Raw genomic sequence first — 21150 nt, 5'->3', positions numbered from 1 at the left:
TTTGCATTACCATAGGCTTTACCCCAGACCTTGGTACAATATGAGATCTTGGCATTGCCATAAACAGAGCCATGAACCTCACAAGAGCCACCCACGCTAGCCGTGCCATAGACCCTACCATAAATCTTTGCACAACTATTAACAACGGCATAATTATAAACCTTAGCATGGCTGTGAATGCGAGCCGAGCCAGAAACTTTGGCACGCCCATAAACCCTTGCATAACTAAACACCACAGCATCATAAGAAACATGGGCATGATCATAAATATGGGCATCAGCAAAAACGCGCGCGCCATCACTCACATGGGCATTGCCATAGACCCAGTAATTTCCCTCATAAGAAAGGTTGTGCTTTCCTTTTCGATATAGCTACCTAAGATACCTGCTTTGATATCCGAAAAGTCTTTTAATGCTTGGATACGGTAAAGAACATATTTACCAAATACACGCTGTTTCATTTGTGAGTGCAAACTTCTTTTGCATAGCACAATTCCTTTATAAGAAGATTAAATTTTTGAATGAGATGTTTTAAAGAGGGGCGCCCCTACCGCGTCCGCGCGTGTCATTTACGCAGCGTTATTTGCAATATCTACAATATTATCAGCATCATAAACTTCATGATGAGCTGCAATGCACCTTACTTCTAATCGATCATTTAATTTTACATTGCCATAAGCTTTTCCACAAACCTTAAGATAACCACTAAGCTTTGCATTATCATAAACTTGTCCATAAATTTTAGCATACCTACTTACTGTTTATGGTGCTCTCTTTTTGTGTAAAGGGCATAATGCCATTCAAAAAATTAATTTGATTACAGATTTCTGGTAACTAAGAAGTTCTTATTTTTTAGGATGAGGTAAAAAGTAATATGTTAGCGTTTTAGTGAGATACTATAGAGCATGTTCAGAAATTAGTAGTATTGTTTATTAAGATTTTTCTTCCTTAAAGATAGAAAAAAGTTAAAACTTTATTCCTGGAATGACCAGGGGGTTATTTAATAGGGCAGTTTTGTCTGCTGTATCTATTGCTGGTTTGTTTAAAAAAGCATTAAAAAGTTTTTGTATCGCTTCTTTTTCAAGATCATTGGCAATGATGATAAAACGCGTTTGTGTGATTCCTTTCGGCCATGTTGGCAATCTTATGGGTGGATGGAAAAATGTCTGTATACCGTGTAAAACAATGGGGCGGTGTGGATCATCACACAATGCAACGATTGCTTTAATGCGGAGTAATTTTGCACCATAAAGATCTTTTAGGAGTTCTAAAAAGATATCAAGATTATTGTAATCTATTGGCTCTTCGCAGTCTAATGAAAAAGCACGAATAGTTGAGTGGTGTGCATGATCATGGAGAGAAATATTATACCATTGTTTATGTTTTTTATTTTCTGTTTTTTTATTCCATAATGTTTTGCTTATTAATGCATTTGAACAGCATTCATCAGAATGAACATCTATGATTTGCGCGGTAGGATTAATTCTTTTGAGTGTTTTGAGAAGTGTATTGGAAAGCGCTTTTTTATCAATAAGGTCTGTTTTGGTGAGGATAATTTTATCAGCAAGTACTAATTGTTTGTGTATTTCAGGATAGTGTTCAAGGAGGGAAATCGATTTTAATGTATCAAATGTTGTCAGAACATCGTCGATGAACAATGTTTGCATGAAAAGACGGTTACTTAAAAGGGCTTGTAAAATAGGCGCAGGATCAGCCATGCCTGTTGTTTCAATGATAATGCGATTGAGTGGTTTGAGATTTCCCATTTGAACGCGATTTATTAAATCAGTCAAAGTATCAATAAGGTCACTGCGCAAATTGCAGCATAAGCAACCATTGGCAAGTTCGATAATTCCTTCCGTTGTTTTTTCAACCAGAAGATGATCAATACTTATTTCACCGAATTCATTGATAATCACAGCACAATCAGCCAAAAGAGGATCACGTAGCATCCGGTTTAGCAAAGTTGTTTTGCCAGAACCTAAAAAGCCGGTAATGAGAGTGAGAGGAATGCGCTCTATTTTCATGTTTTACTGACCATCGTTTGATTATAGAGCTGTTTTTTTGTTTTGATACGGAATATGAAATTTTTTTAGCATTTTTGTTTTTTCTTTCGTTTTATATTGAAATGTAGATTCATTTGTTTGTGGCTTACTGATAAGTCGTACTTGTAAAGGAAGTACGGAAGAAGGTGGATCAGTAATAAAAGGTGAAGTAAAGATGATATTTCCTTGATCGTCATAAGAATTTGCATGCATTTTTACGGCTTCAGGCGTGCACATTTGTTGTTTCATATCATTTGCTTTAGTCAGTTTAGTACCATAGGGTTTTAGTGTTGCCAGTGTTAATTGAGGTACATCTTGATGTAAAAAACCTGCTTCGAGCAGCTGTGCAGCTTTTTCTTCTCGTTCACTTATATTGTTGGCTCCTAAAATAACAGCAATAATCGTGCGTTTATGGCGAGTTGCGGAGGCAACAAGATTAAAGCCAGAGGCACAAATAAAACCTGTTTTCATGCCATCTATTCCATTAAAACGACCAATGAGATTGTTTGAATTGGGTTGGATTTTTCGTTTATTACCAAAATCAATAGCAGGAATGGAAAAATAATGCGCATATTGAGGAAATTCACGGCGAATTTGCACCGCTAAAAGAGCAATATCACGTGCTGTGGAGTAATTTTGTGGGTCTGGTAATCCGCTTGCATTGGCAAAATGGGTACCAGCCATACCAAGGCGTTTCGCTTCAATATTCATTTGTTGTACAAAAGCTTCTTGTGAACCAGCAACTGCTTCACTCATGGCGATGGCTAAATCATTGGTAGAATTCACTAAAGTAATGGTTAAGGCTGTATCAAGTGTGAGAACAGAACCAGCTTTATATCCTGAACGGTGTGCAGGTGCTTTGGCTGCATTTTTGCTGATAGTGATGTGTTTGTTGGGTGAAATTTTTCCTGCTCTCATAGCATGAAAGATAACATAGGCAGTCATTAATTTTGTTAGAGAGGCTGGATACCAACGCTCAAAAGCTCGATGGTGCTCTAAGATATGTCCCGTTGTAACATCAACAGATATAAAGGGTTGAGCCAGAGAAAGAGTGGTTATCAAACTCAAAATCAAAGATAAAAATAAGTTAGTGAAGAGTTTTTGCATTAAGCTTAAGTCCAATATCTTCTTAGTCAGGGCTTTAAAACTTTTTTAATTTAGTACAAAAAGCTTTTTAGTCTATGATATAGAAGGCAGATGGTTAATAGCATATTAGTTTTGCTTATCGAGATAAAAATCACCATGACTTTTTTTACTTTCCCCTTTATAAGTTTAGCTTTGTAGCTTGCAAAAGTCTCTAAAGCAGTATTTATTTAATAATAGATATTGGGTAATATCTTATTCTGTTTTTTACTCTGCTTTTTTTAGAAAAAATACGCTACTGTTCTGTTTAGTTACGATTTATTCTAAGAAATGTTTCATTTATTCCTATCTCATCTTTTAGCATGACTTGGAGAGAGTGTAATACAAAATTTATAGAAGATTACCATTTTAGTATCTGTGTAGGTTCGCATTACAATCTATTTGCTAAATCTTTAGTGTACCATATCCCTTCTCTTGGATGAGTTCAGATATATTGTACTTTTCTTTCAAATGTTGTTTGTTCACATACGATGTTCTCTATAAGCTGCAAAGAAATTTATTCATGATTTAATTATATAGAGCGAGATAGAAAATGTTCCTGTGTTTTGTTGTTTTAATGCAGCGTGCAAAGCAATAATCATTTTATAAACCAATGTATTGATTCAGTTTTTGAAGTTTTTTAACAGCACAAGGTGGCAGAGGTGGAGGGTTTAGATCTTGTGCTGCTAATAAAAGCAATTCATCACAAGCTTTTTCTGTTTTTTCGATGAGTTGTTTTAGAAAATCACGTTTGCTTAAACCAGCTTCTATAGGGGGGAGAATGCGAACACGGATTGTTCCAGGATAGCGGCGAAAATTGCCTCGTGGCCAATATAAACCAGCATTGTGTGCAATGGGAACAACTTGAAGTCCCAATTCATTGTAGAGAGCAATAATCCCTGATTTATAATCTGGTTCCTGTCCTGGCTGTCGTCGTGTTCCTTCGGGAAAGATCAAAATTTGGCGCCCTTGTTTTGCTTTTTCTTTTGCTTTTTGTATGATGGTTTTTAAAGCTTTAATGGGCGTTGTTCGGTTTATGGGAATAATTTGCGTTTTTGCCATGTACCAGCCAAAAAATGGAATCCATGTCAGTTCACGTTTTAGGATGAGAGCGGGATCATCAAAATAGGGGACAAGGCTGAAAGTTTCCCACGCAGATTGGTGTTTGGGAGCGATAATATAGGCTCCTTTAGGGAGATTTTCTAGTCCTTCAATTTCATAGCTTGTGCCCGCAATATATTTTTGCAAAAAAAGTGTGACGCGCGCCCATGTTTTAGGCACAATCCACGCTTTTTTGCGTGGCATGAAAAAATAGATAGGAGCGTAAAGAATCATTTGTATAAAAGTGGTCGTATAAAAAGCGAACGTAAAAAGAAGAGAACGAAAGATAAGCACTATATTTTCCATTTTATATCTGCAAGAAGACTATATATATAACGTAATTTACGTGAGAAAACATCTCTCTTTATGTTTTTTCAAAAATCTATTTTTCAGTAACTTATTTTCCAATATTTAAAAACATAAGGAAAGAGATTGATGGAGTTACAGATGAGCAAAGACGCTTTTTTTATTCCACGGATTTTATCTATTGCGGGGACTGACCCTTCTGGTGGCGCTGGAATGCAAGCGGATTTGAAGGTTTTTTCAGCCATGAAAACCTATGGTATGAGTGTAGTCACAGCTGTTGTTGCACAAAATACTCAAGGTGTACGTGCTTTCCAGGCATTGGATGCTTCTTTTGTGGCTGATCAAATTGATTCTGTTTTTGAGGATATCCATGTTGATGCTGTTAAAATTGGTATGGTAGCAAATGCTCAGATTGCGCAGATTATAGCAGAGCGTCTTGCTTATCACAAAGCGCGCTTTATTGTTTTTGATCCCGTTATGGTTGCAAAAAGTGGCGATGTTCTTTTAAAGTCTGATACAATTGAAATTATGCGTGATATTCTTGTGCCGATGTCAACAATTATTACACCTAATTTGCCTGAGGCGGCCATGTTGTTGGGATGTGAAGTGCAATGGTCATTAAATGCTATGTACCAATATGGTCCTCGGCTTTTAGCTTTAGGTTGTAATGCAGTTTTATTGAAAGGAGGACATTTGAGTACTCTTGCTTGCAAAGGTACAGTAAATTATGATTGTTCTAGTCCAGACCTTTATTGTGATTGTGAAGAGGTTCTGACACTTGAAGCTTCACGTATCATAACTACCAATGATCATGGTACAGGTTGTACCATTTCAGCTGCAATTGCAGCTTTATTGCCTACGCAGCCTTTAGTTTGCGCAGTTAAACAAGCAAAAGACTATTTGAATGGGGCTTTATCTGCTTCAAGTGTTTTGCAAGTAGGGAAGGGGCGGGGACCACTTCACCATTTTTATGAATTATGGAAGAGTATGTGAAATAATTGATGCGAAAAAAAATTCTGTTTTCGTTGTTATATTTTTATGGGGTTGTATGGAGTGTTTTGATAGGTTCTCTGGTTCGCAATTTACCGGCTGTGGTAATGATGCAAAGATCATCCATGGGGGGTGGAAGGGTTTTGGGAGTGAAAAAAGCTATTGGACGAGTGATAACAGCTATAGCGCTTTCTTCTACATGGCCCCGTTGTGTTCACTAGTATCGGTAAGACCACGATTATATCAGCCTTTCTGGTCAATCTCTGCGTATTCACTATGCGTTTGGTTTGTTCTCCTTTTTTTATAGAGGAAAATCACAAGGACAATGTAAATAGGATATGAGTAAAGGGAAGCAAATGCCGTGAAGGTACCAGAAAAGCATATTATGGTAGAGTTAGAGAATATAAGTCTCGATCTTTTTTGCAGTGAGGCTCAATCGTTATTCTGTTTGAGTTTGTTCTTAATAATTCCTAAAGTACGGTAAAATGCTTATGGAATTAATGCGTACACATCCTTTTGTGGTTAAGATGGGAGACAAATTTGTTGATGAGGTCTTTTATCAACGTCTTTTAACCGCAACCATCACCGATTATGCTGGCAATGAATCTGATAGCTTTGAAGCAGAATTTGATGATAACGGCGATGATTTAAGTGTTTCACAAAGCAACAGTGCATAGTAAGTTGCTCTGATATAAGAACAGCATCAGTGCTTTTATGAGGTGTTTTATTGTTGAATCGGTTGTGAACTGTGGTGGCAGTGAAGGAGAGATTTCACATCTTTGTGGCAAAAAAGCAGTGAACATTTTGATTACAAAACTATTGGTGAGATTGTCGAGACACAAGAAAAGGTCAGTTCACAGTTTACTAAACAAACTTTCTCTTCTGTGGTGCGCATAGATTGGTTGGTAGTTGATTTTTTAACCTGCCTTGCTGATCAAAGTAAGCGCATTATTTTGATCGCTTAAAAAGGCAGTCATGCCAAATTAACATTAAACAGATTTTAGCAGACCTGTGCGGTGTTTGCGTAGTTTTTTACTCTTGTAAAGAGAAGGATTGATTGCTGTTGCCTCCGAATTCGATAGGCTGTGTCTGCTTGGGCAATGGTAGTGACTCTTTGTTTCTTCTAGCTGTGTCCTGAAATCATGGCAGGTCAACCTTTTTTCTCGCAAGGATTTCGCGGTGGAATCAATGGTCCATGGAAGGTTGCTGCCGTGACCAACCGCTATGAGAAACAGAGCGGATACATTACAGAAATTACTCTAGAAGCACTTAACAAGGGAAAGCAAAACAACAAAAATAGAGGTTGGGCTGTTCACCCATTCAACGGGACTAATTTTACGAACATGTCTATTCGATGTAAGAGAATTTACAGCCACTTTTTATCACTTAAAGCAATGAGAAGATGGCTCATATAGATGAAAGAGTATTAAAAAATTATGGATACAGTTTGTAAAGGAACATTAAAATCTGTTGACCCTATAGAATCAGCTGTTGCTTATATTGGTGGCAAAATCAAGTTGGTGAAGACTATATAGTAGCGATTTTGATATTTTAGCATATAGCATAAGCGAGTAAAAACATATAAATGGAGCACACCGTGAACGGAAACATCACAAACTCTTGTCGATAAGGTCAATATTATAGGGTATAGATGTGGATGGTCAAGTGACCACTGCTATCTTATGGAGAATTTATGAGTAATATCTCTACTTATTCTGTTACCCCAAACCTACAGTTGGTTTACGTATCAAACGTAGAATATTCTACCGCTTTTTACAAATTCATCTTCAAGAAGGAGCCTGTATTCATCTCGCCACGCTATGTTGCATTTGCTTCTTCTGGTGATGCACTCTTTGCTATCTGGTCTGGGGGCGATGCACCTGAGGAGAATGTACCTCGTTTTTCAGAAATCGGAATTATGTTGCCTAAAGGAGAGGACGTAGATAAGCTATATGCAGAATGGCAAGAGCAAACTACCGTTGAGATAAATGTTTTGAAGGAACCGTATACTGACATATTTGGACGTACCTTCCTAATCAAAGATCCTGACGGTCATATTATTCGTGTTTGCCCACTGGATTAAAAGCATTGGATTTGGTCTTTAGTCGCCTGAATTATAATAATTGTTTGTTTCTAAAATCTATAAGCTATGTACGCTAGGGCCTTACTTATAATTTATGACTTATCCGTTTGGTATTGTTTCATTACTTTCATCTCTATAACCTGCCTATTCCCACAGCAAGCAGTGAGGGGTAGAAGTTGGTAGGAACAGAAAATCAAAAGGTCGGCTTAATCCTTTGATCGGTTGTGATGCCTCCTCTCAAATAATACGATTTTTAAGAGAAAAAATAAAAACTTGCAAAAGGGAAGCTTTAAATGATCTTTGAAAGGTCTTTGAAGATCCTTTAAGAACACCTTTAAAACTCTTTGAAAAAAATAAATTGGTACAAAACCTAGTGTCAAAATATATAAAAACTGCTGACGAGCTACAATTAATAAGTCTTTTATACTATAAATATGATGGTGGGTGATGAGGGATTCGAACCCACGACCCGCTGATTAAGAGTCAGCTGCTCTACCGACTGAGCTAATCACCCATGCCTGTTCAAAAGACAAAAACTCAGCGGTTCTATAGCGCTCCTATGGGAGGATGTCTAGATGATTTTGTCGTTTTTTATGGGAAAATGATTAAACCCATAGCTAAATTAGCTGTACGATTAAAATATAATATTATACCCCTTGATCTTATATAAAAATAAACCCATTATAAGTAAATGTTCTGATTATTATGCAGAACTGGAGTTGGAGGATTATCGAGCGTAATGCCCGAGAAAAGTTCAGAAGAACCTTCTTATAGTTATAAGTCGTGTAGGACATCGTTCTGTTTTTTTAGTTTTATAAGTAATCTTATGTATTTAAGGAACATTTTGCCATTGTTTGCTTTGAACGTAATCTTTTTTCGTTCAAAGTTTTTAATTAATTGTGCAAATGAAGGCCCATGAATTTGTTTTGTCAATCGCGCGCTTTTAAGCTTTTAAAAATGTTTTTAAAGGGTGAACTGTGATGGAATGGATCACTGATCTCCATGCGTGGTTTGGTTTGGTCACGTTGGTTTTTCTCGAAATTGTTTTAGGAATAGATAATCTTGTTTTTATCGCAATTTTAGCTGAAAAATTGCCGATACATCTGCGTGATCGCGCGCGCTTGATAGGTCTTACTCTAGCATTGATTATGCGAATTTTTCTTCTCTCCGTTATTGGATGGGTGATGAGTCTTGATACAATAATTTTTTCATTTTCATCTTTTGTCTTTAGTTGGCATAGCCTTATTCTCATTGGTGGTGGGATTTTTCTACTGGCAAAAGGCACATTGGAATTGCATGAAAGGTTAGAAGGCATACCACATGAAAGAAAAACAGGCGTTGCTTACGCTGTTTTTTGGCAGGTTATTGTGCAAATTGTGGTGTTGGATGCTGTCTTTTCCTTAGACAGTATTATTACTGCAACGGGTATGATTGCAAAAGAACAGGCAGCAGTTATGTACATAGCAGTTATTGTTGCTATGGGAGTGATGATGTGTGGTTCTGGCGCTCTTATGCGTTTTATTAATCGTCATTCTACTATTGTAATTCTTTGTCTTGGCTTTTTGATGATGATTGGTTTCACTCTCATTGTTGAAGGATTTGGTTTTCATATTCCAAAAGGGTATTTGTATGCTGCTATTGGTTTTTCTGTTCTTATTGAAGCTTTTAATCAAATTGGGCGTCGTAATCGTGAAAAGATGATTACAACAAATGATCTACGTGGTCGAACGGCTGATGCTGTTTTAAGACTTTTGGGAGGGGGCAATAAAGACGTTCATCTTGGTGAGACTGTAGATGTTATAGCTGAGCAGGCTGCTGCCTCTGAATTGTTCCGACCTGAAGAAAAAGAAATGATTCGTGGTGTTCTCGATTTAGCAGACCGTCCTGTTCGTTCTATTATGTCACCACGCAATGAAATTGAGTGGTTAGATTTAAATAGTGACGAGAGAGAAATGCGTGAAGAATTGCAACAGGTTAAACATAGTCGCTTAATTCTTGCCCGTGAAAAAGTAGACGAATTTGTTGGCGTTGCTTTAACAAAAGATCTGCTTTTAAATTTGGCTGAAGGCAAAAAGATTAATTGGAAAAAGGCTATGCGAGAACCACTCGTCGTTCATGAAAATACGAGTGTTTTACGATTAATGGAGCAATTACGCCGTTCTTCGATTCAGCTTGCAATTATTGTTGATGAGCATGGATCTTTTGAAGGAATTGCAACACCAACCGATATTCTTGAGGCTATTGCAGGTGATTTTCCTGATGATGATGAGGAACCCATGATTGCAGAACAACTTGAAAATGGCAGCCTTCTTGTTGAAGGATATGCCGATATCCGCCGTTTAAGTGGTTATCTTGGACGTAATCTTGTTGATGAGGCAGATCGTTACACTACTTTGGCTGGTTTTATGCTTTGGCGGTTTGGTCATTTGCCAAATGAGGGAGAAAGCTTTGAAGTTGATGGTTTACATTTTAAAGTTGTCGAAATGGATCGCCGTAATATATCTAAAATCCTTATTTCTCCGCTTATGTAGCCAAAAAAGCGCGTTATTTTGCTAAGCAAGGGATAGAAAAACACCTTATTATTATAAAATAAAACAATATAAAGATTGATGATCTATGGGAGAATGAAATGTGGGAGAGTTATTTGTAAATGGCTATTTTCAGAAAATAAATTCATTTAAGAGGTTGATGAATGGTTTTTTTGAAGAAAATTGCTATATCATATGTTTTGTATCATTGGAACGGTATGGAAAAAAAGGGGCTGCAGAGTTCAATATGAAAAAGATAAAGGAGGATAATAGTTGCCTTAGTTTCCATAACATAAAAAATTCAATATGCTTATTTTTTTAAGAAAAATACTTAGTGTTTCTAAGCTTTTTCACGATGTTTTTTGTGAAGTCTATAGCGTGAAATTCATTGGGCAGTGTTATTTTATACTGTGATGAAGGTGTAACATGGATATTTGCGAGTTTTTGATGCTATTAGTTCTTGCCTTGGGAAGCTCAATGAGGGACAGTTTTATTTCTTTCTTTGTAGTTTTTATTGACATGTCAACTTTGCATGCGATGGGTGAGTGAGTGGTTTTAATTGTTTTAATGAGAAGGTTTAAAATAATAAAAACTTACAATGCGATAAATTTCTATTGTAAATCAATGCGCTATAGCTATAATTGTTTGTACATGTATCAAATGAAGAAAATATTGTTCTCTTTTTTGTTATTTAGGGGGAATTTTGGGGTAACGTTTCCAATATTGTTGAGTTTCAAAAATTGCGACAACAAATAACGAAATGATGAGTGGTATGATTAAGTAAAGTATTCTAAAGACAATGAGTGCTGCAACGACATCAGTTGGATTTACACTGGGCATTCCTGTGATGAATAAAGCTTCTAGAACACCAATTCCTCCAGCTGGGGCGTTAGAGAGAAGGGTTATGGTAAAAGATGCTAGAAAAACACCAAGCACAGAAATAAAATGGATGTCTGTGTTGTGTGGGAGAACAGCATATATAATTCCTGCTGCGCCTAGAAGTTCTAGGGGGCTAATAAGAAGCTGTTGGACAACAATTTTTAGCCGTGGGTATGACAGCTGAATTTTTTTGCTCAAGTGTAAAGGCTTTAGTTGAAGCCAACTGCCAAAAGTATAGAGTGCTATACAGCCAAGAAGAGATGCACCAACCGCCGTTCCAAGCCATTCAGGGAGTTCATCATGAATAAGAGTGATAATTTCAGGTTGTAGAAGCAAGACAATACCAAAAAGTAAAACTGTACCTATTACAAAAGTAAAAGAGCAAAAGCCTACTAATATAGCGATTTCTGTTCCATTTAATCCTTTCATTTTATAGGCGCGGTAGCGCACGACTGCACCAGAAAAAACTGAAGCACCAATATTATGTGAAAGGGCATAGGTAGTAAACGAGCATATCGCGATAAAAATCCAAGAAATTTTATGGCCGAGATGCTGTAAGGCAATTCGATCATATCCAGCAAGAGCTGCATAAGCCAAGAGAGAGCATGAACAGGCTAACAACCAGTGTTGTACATTTAAATTGCTCAAGCGTTCTAATACATCACTAAAAGAAATGTCAGAGAGCTTTATATAAAGGATGCGGATAGATACCAGCATTGCTAAGATACCAATAAACGGCCATATAAATTGCTTTATTTTCACGCTTCTATATCCATTTTATATTTTCTGTAAATTTAATTCATGATTTTGTATATTTTTTACAGATCTCTGCCCTGTTAAATGTTCTATAACACCATTGGCAATTTCTTCACCATCAGTTACTACAATATCTGCACCTAAATCAACGAGATAAGTTGTTTCCACATCGGATAGTGCATGCGTGATTATCTGGATATCCTTCTTTATACCACGTATATTCACTATACATTCTCCTACTTCGATGGTACTTCGCATTGTAATAACAACTTTGTGTGCATTGCTCATATTTGCTGCTTTCATTATTTCTGGTTGAATGATATTGCCACAAATCACCTCGAAACCATCTGTAATCGCTTGGTCAGCGAGGCGTTTTGATTCTTCCACTATCACAATAGGTTCCTCTCTGTTTACTAAAGATAATGCAACACATTTACCAATATGACCGTAGCCAATGATTACGATATGGTTTATTTTTAAGGTTATTGGTAAAAATTCATTGTCAGGATCTTGCGGATCAATATCAATGATTGTTTGTGTATCTTGTAAATTTGTAGGAGAGTTCTCTAGACGTTTTTTAATTTTGTTGCAAGCCATGAAAACAAGTGGATTAAGCAAAATAGAAAGAATCGCTCCTCCAAGAATTAAATCGTGCGCATCGTTGTTTAAGAGCCCCAAGCTCAGACTTAAACCTGCAAGAATAAAAGAAAATTCTCCGATTTGGGCAAGACTTGCAGAAATGGTCAAAGCTGTTGCATTAGAATAGCGAAAAGCTTTAACGATGAAAAAGGCAATAGCCGATTTTCCTAATATAATAATGAATAACGTTGCTAAAAGGGGAAAAAATGAGTCAATAGTTTCCCTGGGTCAAATAACATGCCCACGGAAACAAAAAAAAGAACAGAAAACGCGTCTCTTAGTGGTAAGGATTCTTCTGCTGCACGATGGCTTAATTCCGATTCACTCATAACCATGCCTGCAAAAAAGGCACCAAGAGAGAGAGAAACACCAAATAAATGAGCTGCTCCGAAAGCTACTCCTAATGCAATAGCAAAGACACTTAGACGAAATAATTCACGTGATCCAGATTGTGCACTCATTTTTAGTAGCCACGGGATAACACGTCGCCCAATAATGAGCATAAGTGCAATAAATACAATAACTTTCAGGATAGTAAGACCAAAAATTCCCCAAATACTTAAGTCTAGCCATTGAACAAGAGGATCAAACGCTTCTTTTTTTGTATTGCTAAGGACGTTTGCTAATGATGGTATAAGGACAAGGATAAGAACCATCGCTAAATCTTCAATAATCAACCATCCAACAGCAATACGTCCTTTTTCTGTTTCAATAAGATGGCGTTCTTGCAAAGCACGCAACAGGATGACGGTACTGGCTATTGATAAAGCTAAACCAAAGACCAAACTACCGCTGAAGCCCCATCCCATGATTAAACCAAGGCACAAGCCTAGAAAAGTAGAAAATGCCATCTGTGCAATAGCCGCAGGGATAGCGATAGCTCTTACAGATAAAAGGTCTTTTAATGAAAAATGGAGCCCAACACCAAACATCAGCAAAATGACACCAATTTCAGCGAGCTGGTTGATAATAACGGAATCTATTCTAAAGCCACCTGTATTGGGACCGACAATAACACCGGCTAACAAGTATCCTACAAGTGGTGAGATACGCAAACGGCTAGCAATCATTCCTAAAAGAAATGCTAAACATAAGCCTGCGACAATAGTTGTAATCAGTGGTGTATCATGGAGCATAGAATATTTACGACTTTTTATTAAAAATGAATGTGTTGAAACGATTGTAACTTTTTTATGAGAAGAATCGGGTGGTCGTTATATGAATTGGCATGGCATTTTCATTTTAGTTTAGTGTTTGTACGATTATTTCGCCTACGCCACCAATTCCCTAACAGGAGTAAAATAGGAGCGGCAATAAAGATAGAGGACGATGTTGCAATTATAATTCCAAAGACCATGGGCAATGCAAAATTATGGACAGCACTTCCGCCCCATATCGCCATAGGTAACATAGCGAGAACCGTGGTAGCTGATGTAAAGAGACAGCGGATAAGAACTTGGTTAATTGAGAGATCAATGAGTTCTCGCAACGGCATTTTTTTATAAAGACGCATATTTTCGCGCATTCGATCATAGACAACAACTTTATCATTTATGGAATAACCAACAATTGTTAAAAGAGCAGCGATGGCTGTTAAATTGAAATCAAATTGAAATAAAGCAAAAAAACCAATCATTTTGGTGGTGTCTAAGATGAGCGTTACAATTGCTCCAACTGCAAAAAACCATTCAAAGCGTAACCATATATAGAGGGACATAGCAATTGCAGCTAGAATGACAGCAGTAAAAGCAGCGGTGGCAAGCTCGCCTGAAATTTTGGGGCCAACAACTTCTATCTGATCGAATGTGACATCAGGATAGATATTTTGTACAGCTGTTTTGACCTTATCAATGACGATGCTTTGTTGTGCTTCGCTGCCACTTTGTTTCTGCATGCGAACCAGTACAGTGTTTGCATTATCAATATTTTGCAACGTAATTTCACCAATGTTAAGGGTAGAAAGCTTAGAACGTAAGGTTGCTAAATCTGCCGGTGCTTTTGTGGTAATACTCATTTGGCTGCCACCAATGAAATCGATTCCGAAATTCAATCCAGGCTTTAAAAACAGGAAAACTGAAGCAACTGATAAAATAATTGAGACACCAATACCAATGAAACGCGCTTTCATAAAGCGGAAATTCGTATTTTGTGGAATGATATTGAAAATAGAGTGCAGATGCAGAGTTTTAATTTTCCACTTACGGATTACCCAAATCATCATGATGCGTACAATTGTGATATTGGTGAACATCGAGATAATAATGCCAAGCAGCATTGTTACAGCAAAACCGCGAACAGGACCGGTACCAAACCAAAAAAGTAAAATAGTTGCAATAATTGCAGTAACATTGGCATCAACAATGGTTGCGAAAGCGTGTTTGAAACCACGGTCTAAGGCTGCAAAGGCGCTGACACCTTTTCGGCTTTCTTCACGGATTCGTTCATTGATGAGAATATTGGCATCAACAGAGATACCAATGCCTAAAATAATACCAGCAATACCTGGTAGTGTGAGTGTCGCACCGAGGAGACTTAGTGCAGCAAATGTTAAAATAGTGTGGAGTGCTAGTGCTATATTCGCAATGATCCCCCAAATTCTGTAGAGAAGGAAAATAAAAACCGTAACAAGAATAAAGCCGATTATGCCAGTATAAAGCCCCATTTGGATGGCGTCAGCACCAAGATTTGGGCCTACAGTTCTCTCTTCAATTACGGTTAGTGGTGCAGGTAAGGAACCAGCACGGAGGAGCGCAGCCAGAGTTGATGCTTCTTTGGGATCAAAATTTCCTGTAATTTGACCTTGTCCATTGGGAATGACACTGTTTATGGTAGGAGCAGTCAAAACTTTGTTATCAAGAACAATAGCAAAAGGACGATTAATGTTTTGTCGTGTTATATCGGCAAATATTTTTGCACCAGCAGAATTCATGGTGAACGAAATTATAGAACGTCCTGGCATTTGCGGGTCGAAACCTGCGCGGGCATCTTTTAGGACATTTCCATCTAAGGCAATTTGATCATAAATTGCATAGCGTTGCGTCTCATCTGTATAGCCAGGAAGAATTGAAACACCAGCAGGTGGGTTGTTTACATCTACATTAGAGGGCACAAGATGAAAACTCATCTTAGCAGTTGTTCCTAAAAGGTCGCGTAATTGTTTTGGATCTTGTAAGCCAGGTAATTGAACCATAATGCGATCGGTTCCAACCTTTTGGATGGCTGGCTCACTAACACCTACTTGATCTATACGGCGACGGATGATTTCTAAACTCTGTTCAATAGCATTGCTCATACGATCTTTCATACCAGCTTCAGTTAATGTGATATGAATAGTTTTATTTTGAGCGCTCATAGCAATGTCATCAGCTGTAGTGCCAAAGCTACTATGTATCGGAGTTCTCAGTGCTTTCAAAGCAGAGAGTGCTTTTTCAGTTTGTAATGGATCAGAAATAACTGCGATAACACTATCTTCTATGATACGGATACTTGATGTACGGATTTGTTTTTCACGCAGTGTATTACGTACATTACTTAAAACTATATGTAATTGATCACGCTTTAATGTTTTTCTATCGACTTCAAGTAAGAGAGAAGAACCTCCTTGAAGGTCAAGCCCGAGTGTTACACGTGTGTCAGTTAAGAATTGTGAATTTTTAACTTGTTCTGGTGAAAATAAATTAGGCAAGGCGACATAAATGCTGCTTAAAAGAATCAAACAATAAAGGGTAATCAACCAACGAGGTGTACGCATGATATATTCCGCTAATAGGCAATCTAATAGTTATTAAAATGAAAGGCAGGGGTAATATTACACAGAGAGTCGTTTCATAATTTAAACGAGAGGAGGAGCGCGTTTATTTGCAAAATATTGCGTTTGAGAGCTCTCAAATCGTGGGAAAATAATTATGAGCGCCTTTAAAAGGAGATTCAATATGAGGATATATTGATAAATACTGCTAGGCAGAACAGGATCTATATAGGGTGTTATAATTTTTTTATTTTCCGTTGTTATAACATTCAATTGATCACATTTATTTTGTAGGGCTAGTATATTTGTTTTAACTATATTATTTTCTTGTGGTTGTTTGATTAAATAAGTACGCGTGCCAGAATTGCTTGTCAATAATATGCCAACGCTTGACAGAAAAAGCCAAGCCGTAAAAGGGAGAAAATTTTCTTTTTTGCAATAGAGGTGCAAAAAAAGCATGCTAAAGCGCCTTCTATAATTTATTGAGTTTACCAAGGTTATTTTTATTTTCATTCCTTATTATCAGTATTATGGGGTAAGGGAAAGCTTTTATAAGATTATTCTCTAAAAGTTGAAAATATTTATCCTATACCATATTTTAAAAAGAAGGGGAGGATTCTTCTTACATCTAAGGCAGATATGTATTTATTCTTTAGAAAAAAAATAGGCATAATTTTCGTTGTTTTGGGCATTATTGTTGTCTTCAGTTGTTGCGCGTGGGGGAATCGCGGGTTGCAAAATACAAGCATTGGACAAGTTGGTCTTACTTATTCAATTGATGAAATTGTTCAACAACAACAGCGCATTATCGAAATTCTTGAACGTGATACAGAAACTTTAAAAAAAGACTTTGCAAATAAATCAGAAGATGAACAGGCTTTGGTGGAACTGCGGTTACGTGCGCAAGATATTAGTAAACGTATCATAGAAGCAGCCTTTGCTTTACGTATTCCTCTTAATGATATTAATGCGCTTCTTAATCAATTAAAAGAGCTCCATGATGATTCAAAAATAAATCATGAACGCTCTTTATTGGTAGAGCAAAAAGCTAAAATTAATAGTATTGTACTACGGTTTGAAGCAATCTTTTTAGCTACAAATAGAATAGCTGAACTTGCTATTTCTCAATCTCGAGAACTTTTTAAACGTACACTCATGCACAGGCTTGAGTTTTCCATACCAATGGTCAAACATCTTGTTCAAAAAACTAAAGAGGCTTCATCTGATTTTATTTTATTGTTGAGTTCTTGGTGGAATTTTATCTTTTATTTCAAGTTGTTACAGTTATTTCTTTGTTTTTTGATTCCACTTTTTATTGCTTTAGGATTTTCTTATTTTTCTCATAAAATTCTGGTGCATGTGCGTGGACATTTTACCAAGGGGAATGAAGAGATACCGTATTTACAACGTTTATTAGTTGCTTTTATTTCAGTTCTTCTTCCTTCAATTATATGTGTTGCTTGCATTTATCTTATATTTTTTTGTTTGATAGTTTTGATTTAGATCTAGGGAAACTCACAAAAGTATTTGAGATGATAGGGCGTCAAATTATCTTAGTTTTTTTGATCAATCGTTTGGCCGTTGTTCTTTTATTATCGAATGTGACTCGTGTGCGTCTGCTCAATATTGCACCATCTGCAGCGCGTCAATTGGTTATATTAATTACTTTTTTAGGTGGCGTCTTGGCATTTGATGCTGTTCTCGATAGTATCTATCAAATAGTTTCAGCTTCTCTTTCTTTGACAATTGCCAAAAGTTTTCTTGCTGTTTTTCTTGTTGCGATATTGTTGTTTATTATCTCGTTTATACCCGTACGCTTTAGACGTAGGATTTCTCAAAGTAAAGAGAAAGAACCGCGTTTTTTGGCCATTTTATATACGTATTCCTCTCATTGTATTGGGAATATTGCTGATTGTGTTGAATTGTTTAGGCTATGTTGGTTTAGCGCGTTTCATTATGCAGCAAACTGTGATTGGTGGAGCATTTTTAGTTCTCATGTATTTAGGAATACAAAGCGCTCAAGCACTTGGAACTAAAGGTCAATTTATGAAAACGGCCGTTGGTCATACTTTAATGCAATGGTTGCATTTAGAAGAAAAAACAATGAATCAATTGGGGGGGATTTTAAGTGTTATTCTTTATTTGCTTGTGGTTGTGTTTTGTGCAATGCCAATTGCTGTAAAATTTGGATTTTCATATTCTGATTTAAAAACAGTATTGTGGCAGTTAATGACTGGTTTTCAAATTGGAAATGTTTTCATTTCTTTAATTTCTATTGTCACTGGAATTGTCGCTTTCTTTATTTGCTGGTTTCTCATACGCCGACTTATTGGTTGGCTAGATGGAACTGTGTTAGAATATGGAGAATTTGATTCTGGGGTTCGCAATTCTATCAAAACTGTCATAGGGTACGGCGGTATTGTCCTATCGGCTTTGATAGGGCTATCAATGGCAGGTTTGGATCTTAAAAATTTTGCACTTATTGCTGGTGGACTTTCACTTGGTATAGGTTTTGGATTACAAAATATTGTTCAAAATTTTGTATCAGGGCTTATTATTTTGGTTGGGAGACCGTTTAAACTAGGAGATTATGTGGAAGCTGGATCAGTAGGTGGTATTGTTAAACGTATCAGTGTGCGTGCAACGGAACTTGAAACATTTCAACGTAAAACGGTTATTATTCCTAATTCAAGCCTTATCAATAATAATGTTAGTAATTGGACTAGACGTAGTAAAATGGGGCGGATTGATATTCCTGTTGCTGTTTCTTCTAATATTGCTCCAGAACGTGTTGTTGAAATTTTGCTAGAGATTGCCTCTACAACAGAAGGGGTTTTAAAAAACCCTGCACCTCAGGTGAATTTTACTGCATTTGATAGTAAAAAATTCTCTTTTAATTTGGCCATTTATGTGCCTAACATCACTTCACCTTCTAAGATAACCAATGCTCTTCGCTTCTTATTATATAAGCGTTTTGTTGAGGAAGGAATACTAGAATGCTAAGATGTGTTTATGTTTTTATAACAGTTGCGCTGTTAGATATTTTGTCTGTGACAGTTTTTGCCGCAACTGTGAAAAATACTGATTTAAAGGTGCAATCTCTTATCATCGTTGAAGGGAGCATACCTTTAAATATCTCATTAGATACTCATCAAACTGTTACAATTTGTATAAAGGGGTGTTTTATTACTTTTCCTAATAAAGACCGTTTTGCAATAAAGGCAGAAGATAATATAGAAATCAGTGAAGGTAGAGCAATTTTTAAATAAAATAGTTTAAAAATTTTATTATTAGATAAAATTTAGAAAGATCGTAATATTAATCTTGTGTGTATTGATAATAATGCGATTAAGGAATGAAATATAGAAATTTATGATTTTCAGTAAGATAGCGAGATTTTTTAAATATATATATAATTTGAAATATGCTTTCTCAGCATAATAAATTTTAGATATTTGTAGAATGCCTATAATATTTATATTAGTAATGCAAGTCAATCTAATTATATAGGAAATTACGTTATTTTAGGCTGATTTTGTTTCTAAATATTGTATTAACTACAAAATATTTTTAGTAATATCTAGTAGGTAGTTCCTTTCCAAAAATTATCTGTATCATTATCATTTCAGAAAATGTCCCAAGTAAAAAAAGATTATTGAATGATACAGTGTGTAGTTTTAAAGGCGATATTAGATAGAAAAATATCATATTTATTTTTTCAAAATAACGGTTATTCATATTACATTTTTAAGTATTTATTATTAATAACATATTAAAATTATTAATAACATATTAAAAATAATTAAAATTTATTTGCTAATCTTGAATTTTGATGTAATGATAATGTTAAATGTAGCTATGAAGGAGTACATGCAATTTTGCAGCGTAAAATTTTAAGTACTTTGTTTTCTAAATGTGATTTTTTATTATATTTGAATTTAGCAATGGGGTATAATTTTATGAATACAAAATTTATAACAGCATCCATTTTCACTTTGATTTCAGTTTCTATAGCACAGGCAGCAGATGTAATGATTCCTGAAAAGCCTGTACATGTTGCTTCACCGGCTATTGTTTTTCCACCTTTTTCTTGGACAGGTTTTTATTTTGGAGGCCAAATTGGTGGCTTTTCAAGTAAGACTTCTGCAATTACACGTGACGTTGATATTCCTCTCTTTCCTGATGAGGAAAGTAGGCTTAAAAAATGGACTGCAGTTGAGAAATATTTGTTGCCTGAGTTATCTGGTTTTATAGGCGGTTTGTACGCAGGTTTTAATTTTGATCTTGGAAGAAATTTTATCCTAGGTTTTGATACTGATATACTTTTTCCTGGACAAAAAAAGAAGACAAAAACTTTTTTTAGAGTTGATAAGGATGAAGAAGAGGGTGAAGAAAAGGATAGCATAACATTTAATCATACTTTGAAACAAAAATGGACTGGTGCTACACGGGTGCGTATTGGTTTTTCTACTAATCGTGTTATGCCTTATCTCTCTGGTGGTGTTGCTTATGGTCAACTTCAAGATATTATGATGACATCAATTACGGGAGAAGAGCCCTTTAATGCTACTTTAGATGAAACAAGAACAATAATGGGTTATACTCTTGGTGGTGGTTTTGATTTTGCAATAACAGATCATGTCATTATGCGTGCGGAGTACCGTTATTCAGATTTTGGGAAAAAGACTTATCAATACAAGGGTAAAGACGAGATCGAAATTAAACATAAGACAAATGATTTTCGTATTGGTTTAGCTTACAAATTCTAATTTTTGCGAAATTGAATTGGTTTAAGAGGTCCTATCTTTATAGGGCCTTTTTTTAGTTTTTGTTCTGTAAAATATTATCCTTTGTAATGGATAAGGAGATTCTTGATATTTAATGATTGTAATAAAGAATTGTAAGATCTTTATTGTTTAAATGAAAGTTTTAGAGCTTATAAAGCATTGCTAAG

The 21150-nt window shown here is 36.1% G+C and carries 12 protein-coding genes, 1 tRNA gene and 4 pseudogenes; 8 read left to right on the top strand and 9 right to left on the bottom strand.

Annotated elements, in window-relative coordinates; all coding sequences use genetic code 11:
- From QWU_RS10430 to QWU_RS07780, 4 genes and pseudogenes are all read right to left on the bottom strand, one after another.
- Positions 1–485 (bottom strand): annotated as a pseudogene (locus tag QWU_RS10430) (hypothetical protein); the annotation flags it as partial.
- A gap of 479 nt (positions 486–964) precedes the next feature.
- Positions 965–2026, bottom strand: a complete 1062-nt coding sequence (locus tag QWU_RS07790) for a CobW family GTP-binding protein (protein ID WP_006590289.1) — start codon at positions 2024–2026, stop codon at positions 965–967.
- Between the two features lie 21 nt (positions 2027–2047).
- Positions 2048–3151, bottom strand: a complete 1104-nt coding sequence (locus QWU_RS07785; protein WP_017196539.1) for a D-alanyl-D-alanine carboxypeptidase family protein — start codon at positions 3149–3151, stop codon at positions 2048–2050.
- Positions 3152–3769: 618 nt separating this feature from the next.
- Positions 3770–4573, bottom strand: a complete 804-nt coding sequence (locus QWU_RS07780; RefSeq protein WP_169313103.1) for a lysophospholipid acyltransferase family protein — start codon at positions 4571–4573, stop codon at positions 3770–3772.
- A 129-nt stretch (positions 4574–4702) separates the two neighbouring features.
- On the opposite strand from QWU_RS07780, the gene thiD reads away from it, so the two are divergent.
- The 4 genes and pseudogenes from thiD (at position 4703) to QWU_RS07745 (ending at position 7646) form a co-directional block, all read left to right on the top strand.
- Complete coding sequence (gene thiD, locus QWU_RS07775; RefSeq protein WP_006590292.1) at positions 4703–5566, top strand: bifunctional hydroxymethylpyrimidine kinase/phosphomethylpyrimidine kinase; 864 nt, start codon at positions 4703–4705, stop codon at positions 5564–5566.
- 65 nt (positions 5567–5631) lie between these two features.
- Positions 5632–5784 (top strand): hypothetical protein, encoded by a 153-nt coding sequence (locus QWU_RS07770; RefSeq protein ID WP_244428454.1) that lies wholly within the window; start codon positions 5632–5634, stop codon positions 5782–5784.
- A 279-nt stretch (positions 5785–6063) separates the two neighbouring features.
- Positions 6064–6861 (top strand): annotated as a pseudogene (locus QWU_RS09465) (late control protein); the annotation flags it as partial.
- Positions 6862–7256: 395 nt separating this feature from the next.
- A complete protein-coding gene (locus QWU_RS07745; RefSeq protein ID WP_006590296.1) occupies positions 7257–7646 on the top strand; it encodes a VOC family protein in 390 nt (129 codons plus the stop codon).
- Between the two features lie 438 nt (positions 7647–8084).
- On the opposite strand, the gene QWU_RS07740 is transcribed toward QWU_RS07745, so the two are convergent.
- Positions 8085–8160, bottom strand: a tRNA-Lys gene (locus tag QWU_RS07740).
- Between the two features lie 466 nt (positions 8161–8626).
- Between QWU_RS07740 and QWU_RS07730 the strand changes: the two genes are divergently transcribed.
- Complete coding sequence (locus tag QWU_RS07730; RefSeq protein WP_006590298.1) at positions 8627–10177, top strand: TerC family protein; 1551 nt, start codon at positions 8627–8629, stop codon at positions 10175–10177.
- A 684-nt stretch (positions 10178–10861) separates the two neighbouring features.
- Here the strand turns inward: QWU_RS07730 and QWU_RS07720 are convergent.
- From QWU_RS07720 to QWU_RS10425, 4 genes and pseudogenes are all read right to left on the bottom strand, one after another.
- Entirely contained in the window at positions 10862–11815 is a 954-nt protein-coding gene (locus QWU_RS07720; RefSeq protein ID WP_006590299.1) for a lysylphosphatidylglycerol synthase transmembrane domain-containing protein, read from the bottom strand.
- A 15-nt stretch (positions 11816–11830) separates the two neighbouring features.
- Positions 11831–13584, bottom strand: a pseudogene (locus tag QWU_RS09460) (cation:proton antiporter domain-containing protein).
- A gap of 101 nt (positions 13585–13685) precedes the next feature.
- Positions 13686–16199: a protein translocase subunit SecD gene (gene secD / locus QWU_RS07710; RefSeq protein ID WP_017196536.1), complete on the bottom strand. Its 2514-nt coding sequence runs from the start codon at positions 16197–16199 to the stop codon at positions 13686–13688.
- 81 nt (positions 16200–16280) lie between these two features.
- On the bottom strand, positions 16281–16655 hold the full coding sequence (locus QWU_RS10425; RefSeq protein ID WP_006590302.1) for a hypothetical protein: 375 nt from the start codon (positions 16653–16655) through the stop codon (positions 16281–16283).
- Between the two features lie 180 nt (positions 16656–16835).
- On the opposite strand from QWU_RS10425, the pseudogene QWU_RS09455 reads away from it, so the two are divergent.
- The 3 genes and pseudogenes from QWU_RS09455 (at position 16836) to QWU_RS07690 (ending at position 20965) form a co-directional block, all read left to right on the top strand.
- Positions 16836–19199 (top strand): annotated as a pseudogene (locus QWU_RS09455) (mechanosensitive ion channel domain-containing protein).
- Positions 19193–19465: a hypothetical protein gene (locus QWU_RS07695; RefSeq protein ID WP_006590304.1), complete on the top strand. Its 273-nt coding sequence runs from the start codon at positions 19193–19195 to the stop codon at positions 19463–19465. Before QWU_RS09455 ends, QWU_RS07695 begins: the two are co-directional and overlap by 7 nt.
- A 690-nt stretch (positions 19466–20155) precedes the next feature.
- Complete coding sequence (locus tag QWU_RS07690) at positions 20156–20965, top strand: outer membrane protein (RefSeq protein ID WP_017196535.1); 810 nt, start codon at positions 20156–20158, stop codon at positions 20963–20965.
- Positions 20966–21150 lie beyond the last annotated feature (185 nt).

The organism is Bartonella birtlesii IBS 325, from assembly GCF_000273375.1.
GTDB classification, from domain to species: Bacteria; Pseudomonadota; Alphaproteobacteria; order Rhizobiales; family Rhizobiaceae; genus Bartonella; species Bartonella birtlesii.
Note: the sequence above shows the minus strand (reverse complement) of the source record. Positions and strands in the feature narration are given on the sequence as shown.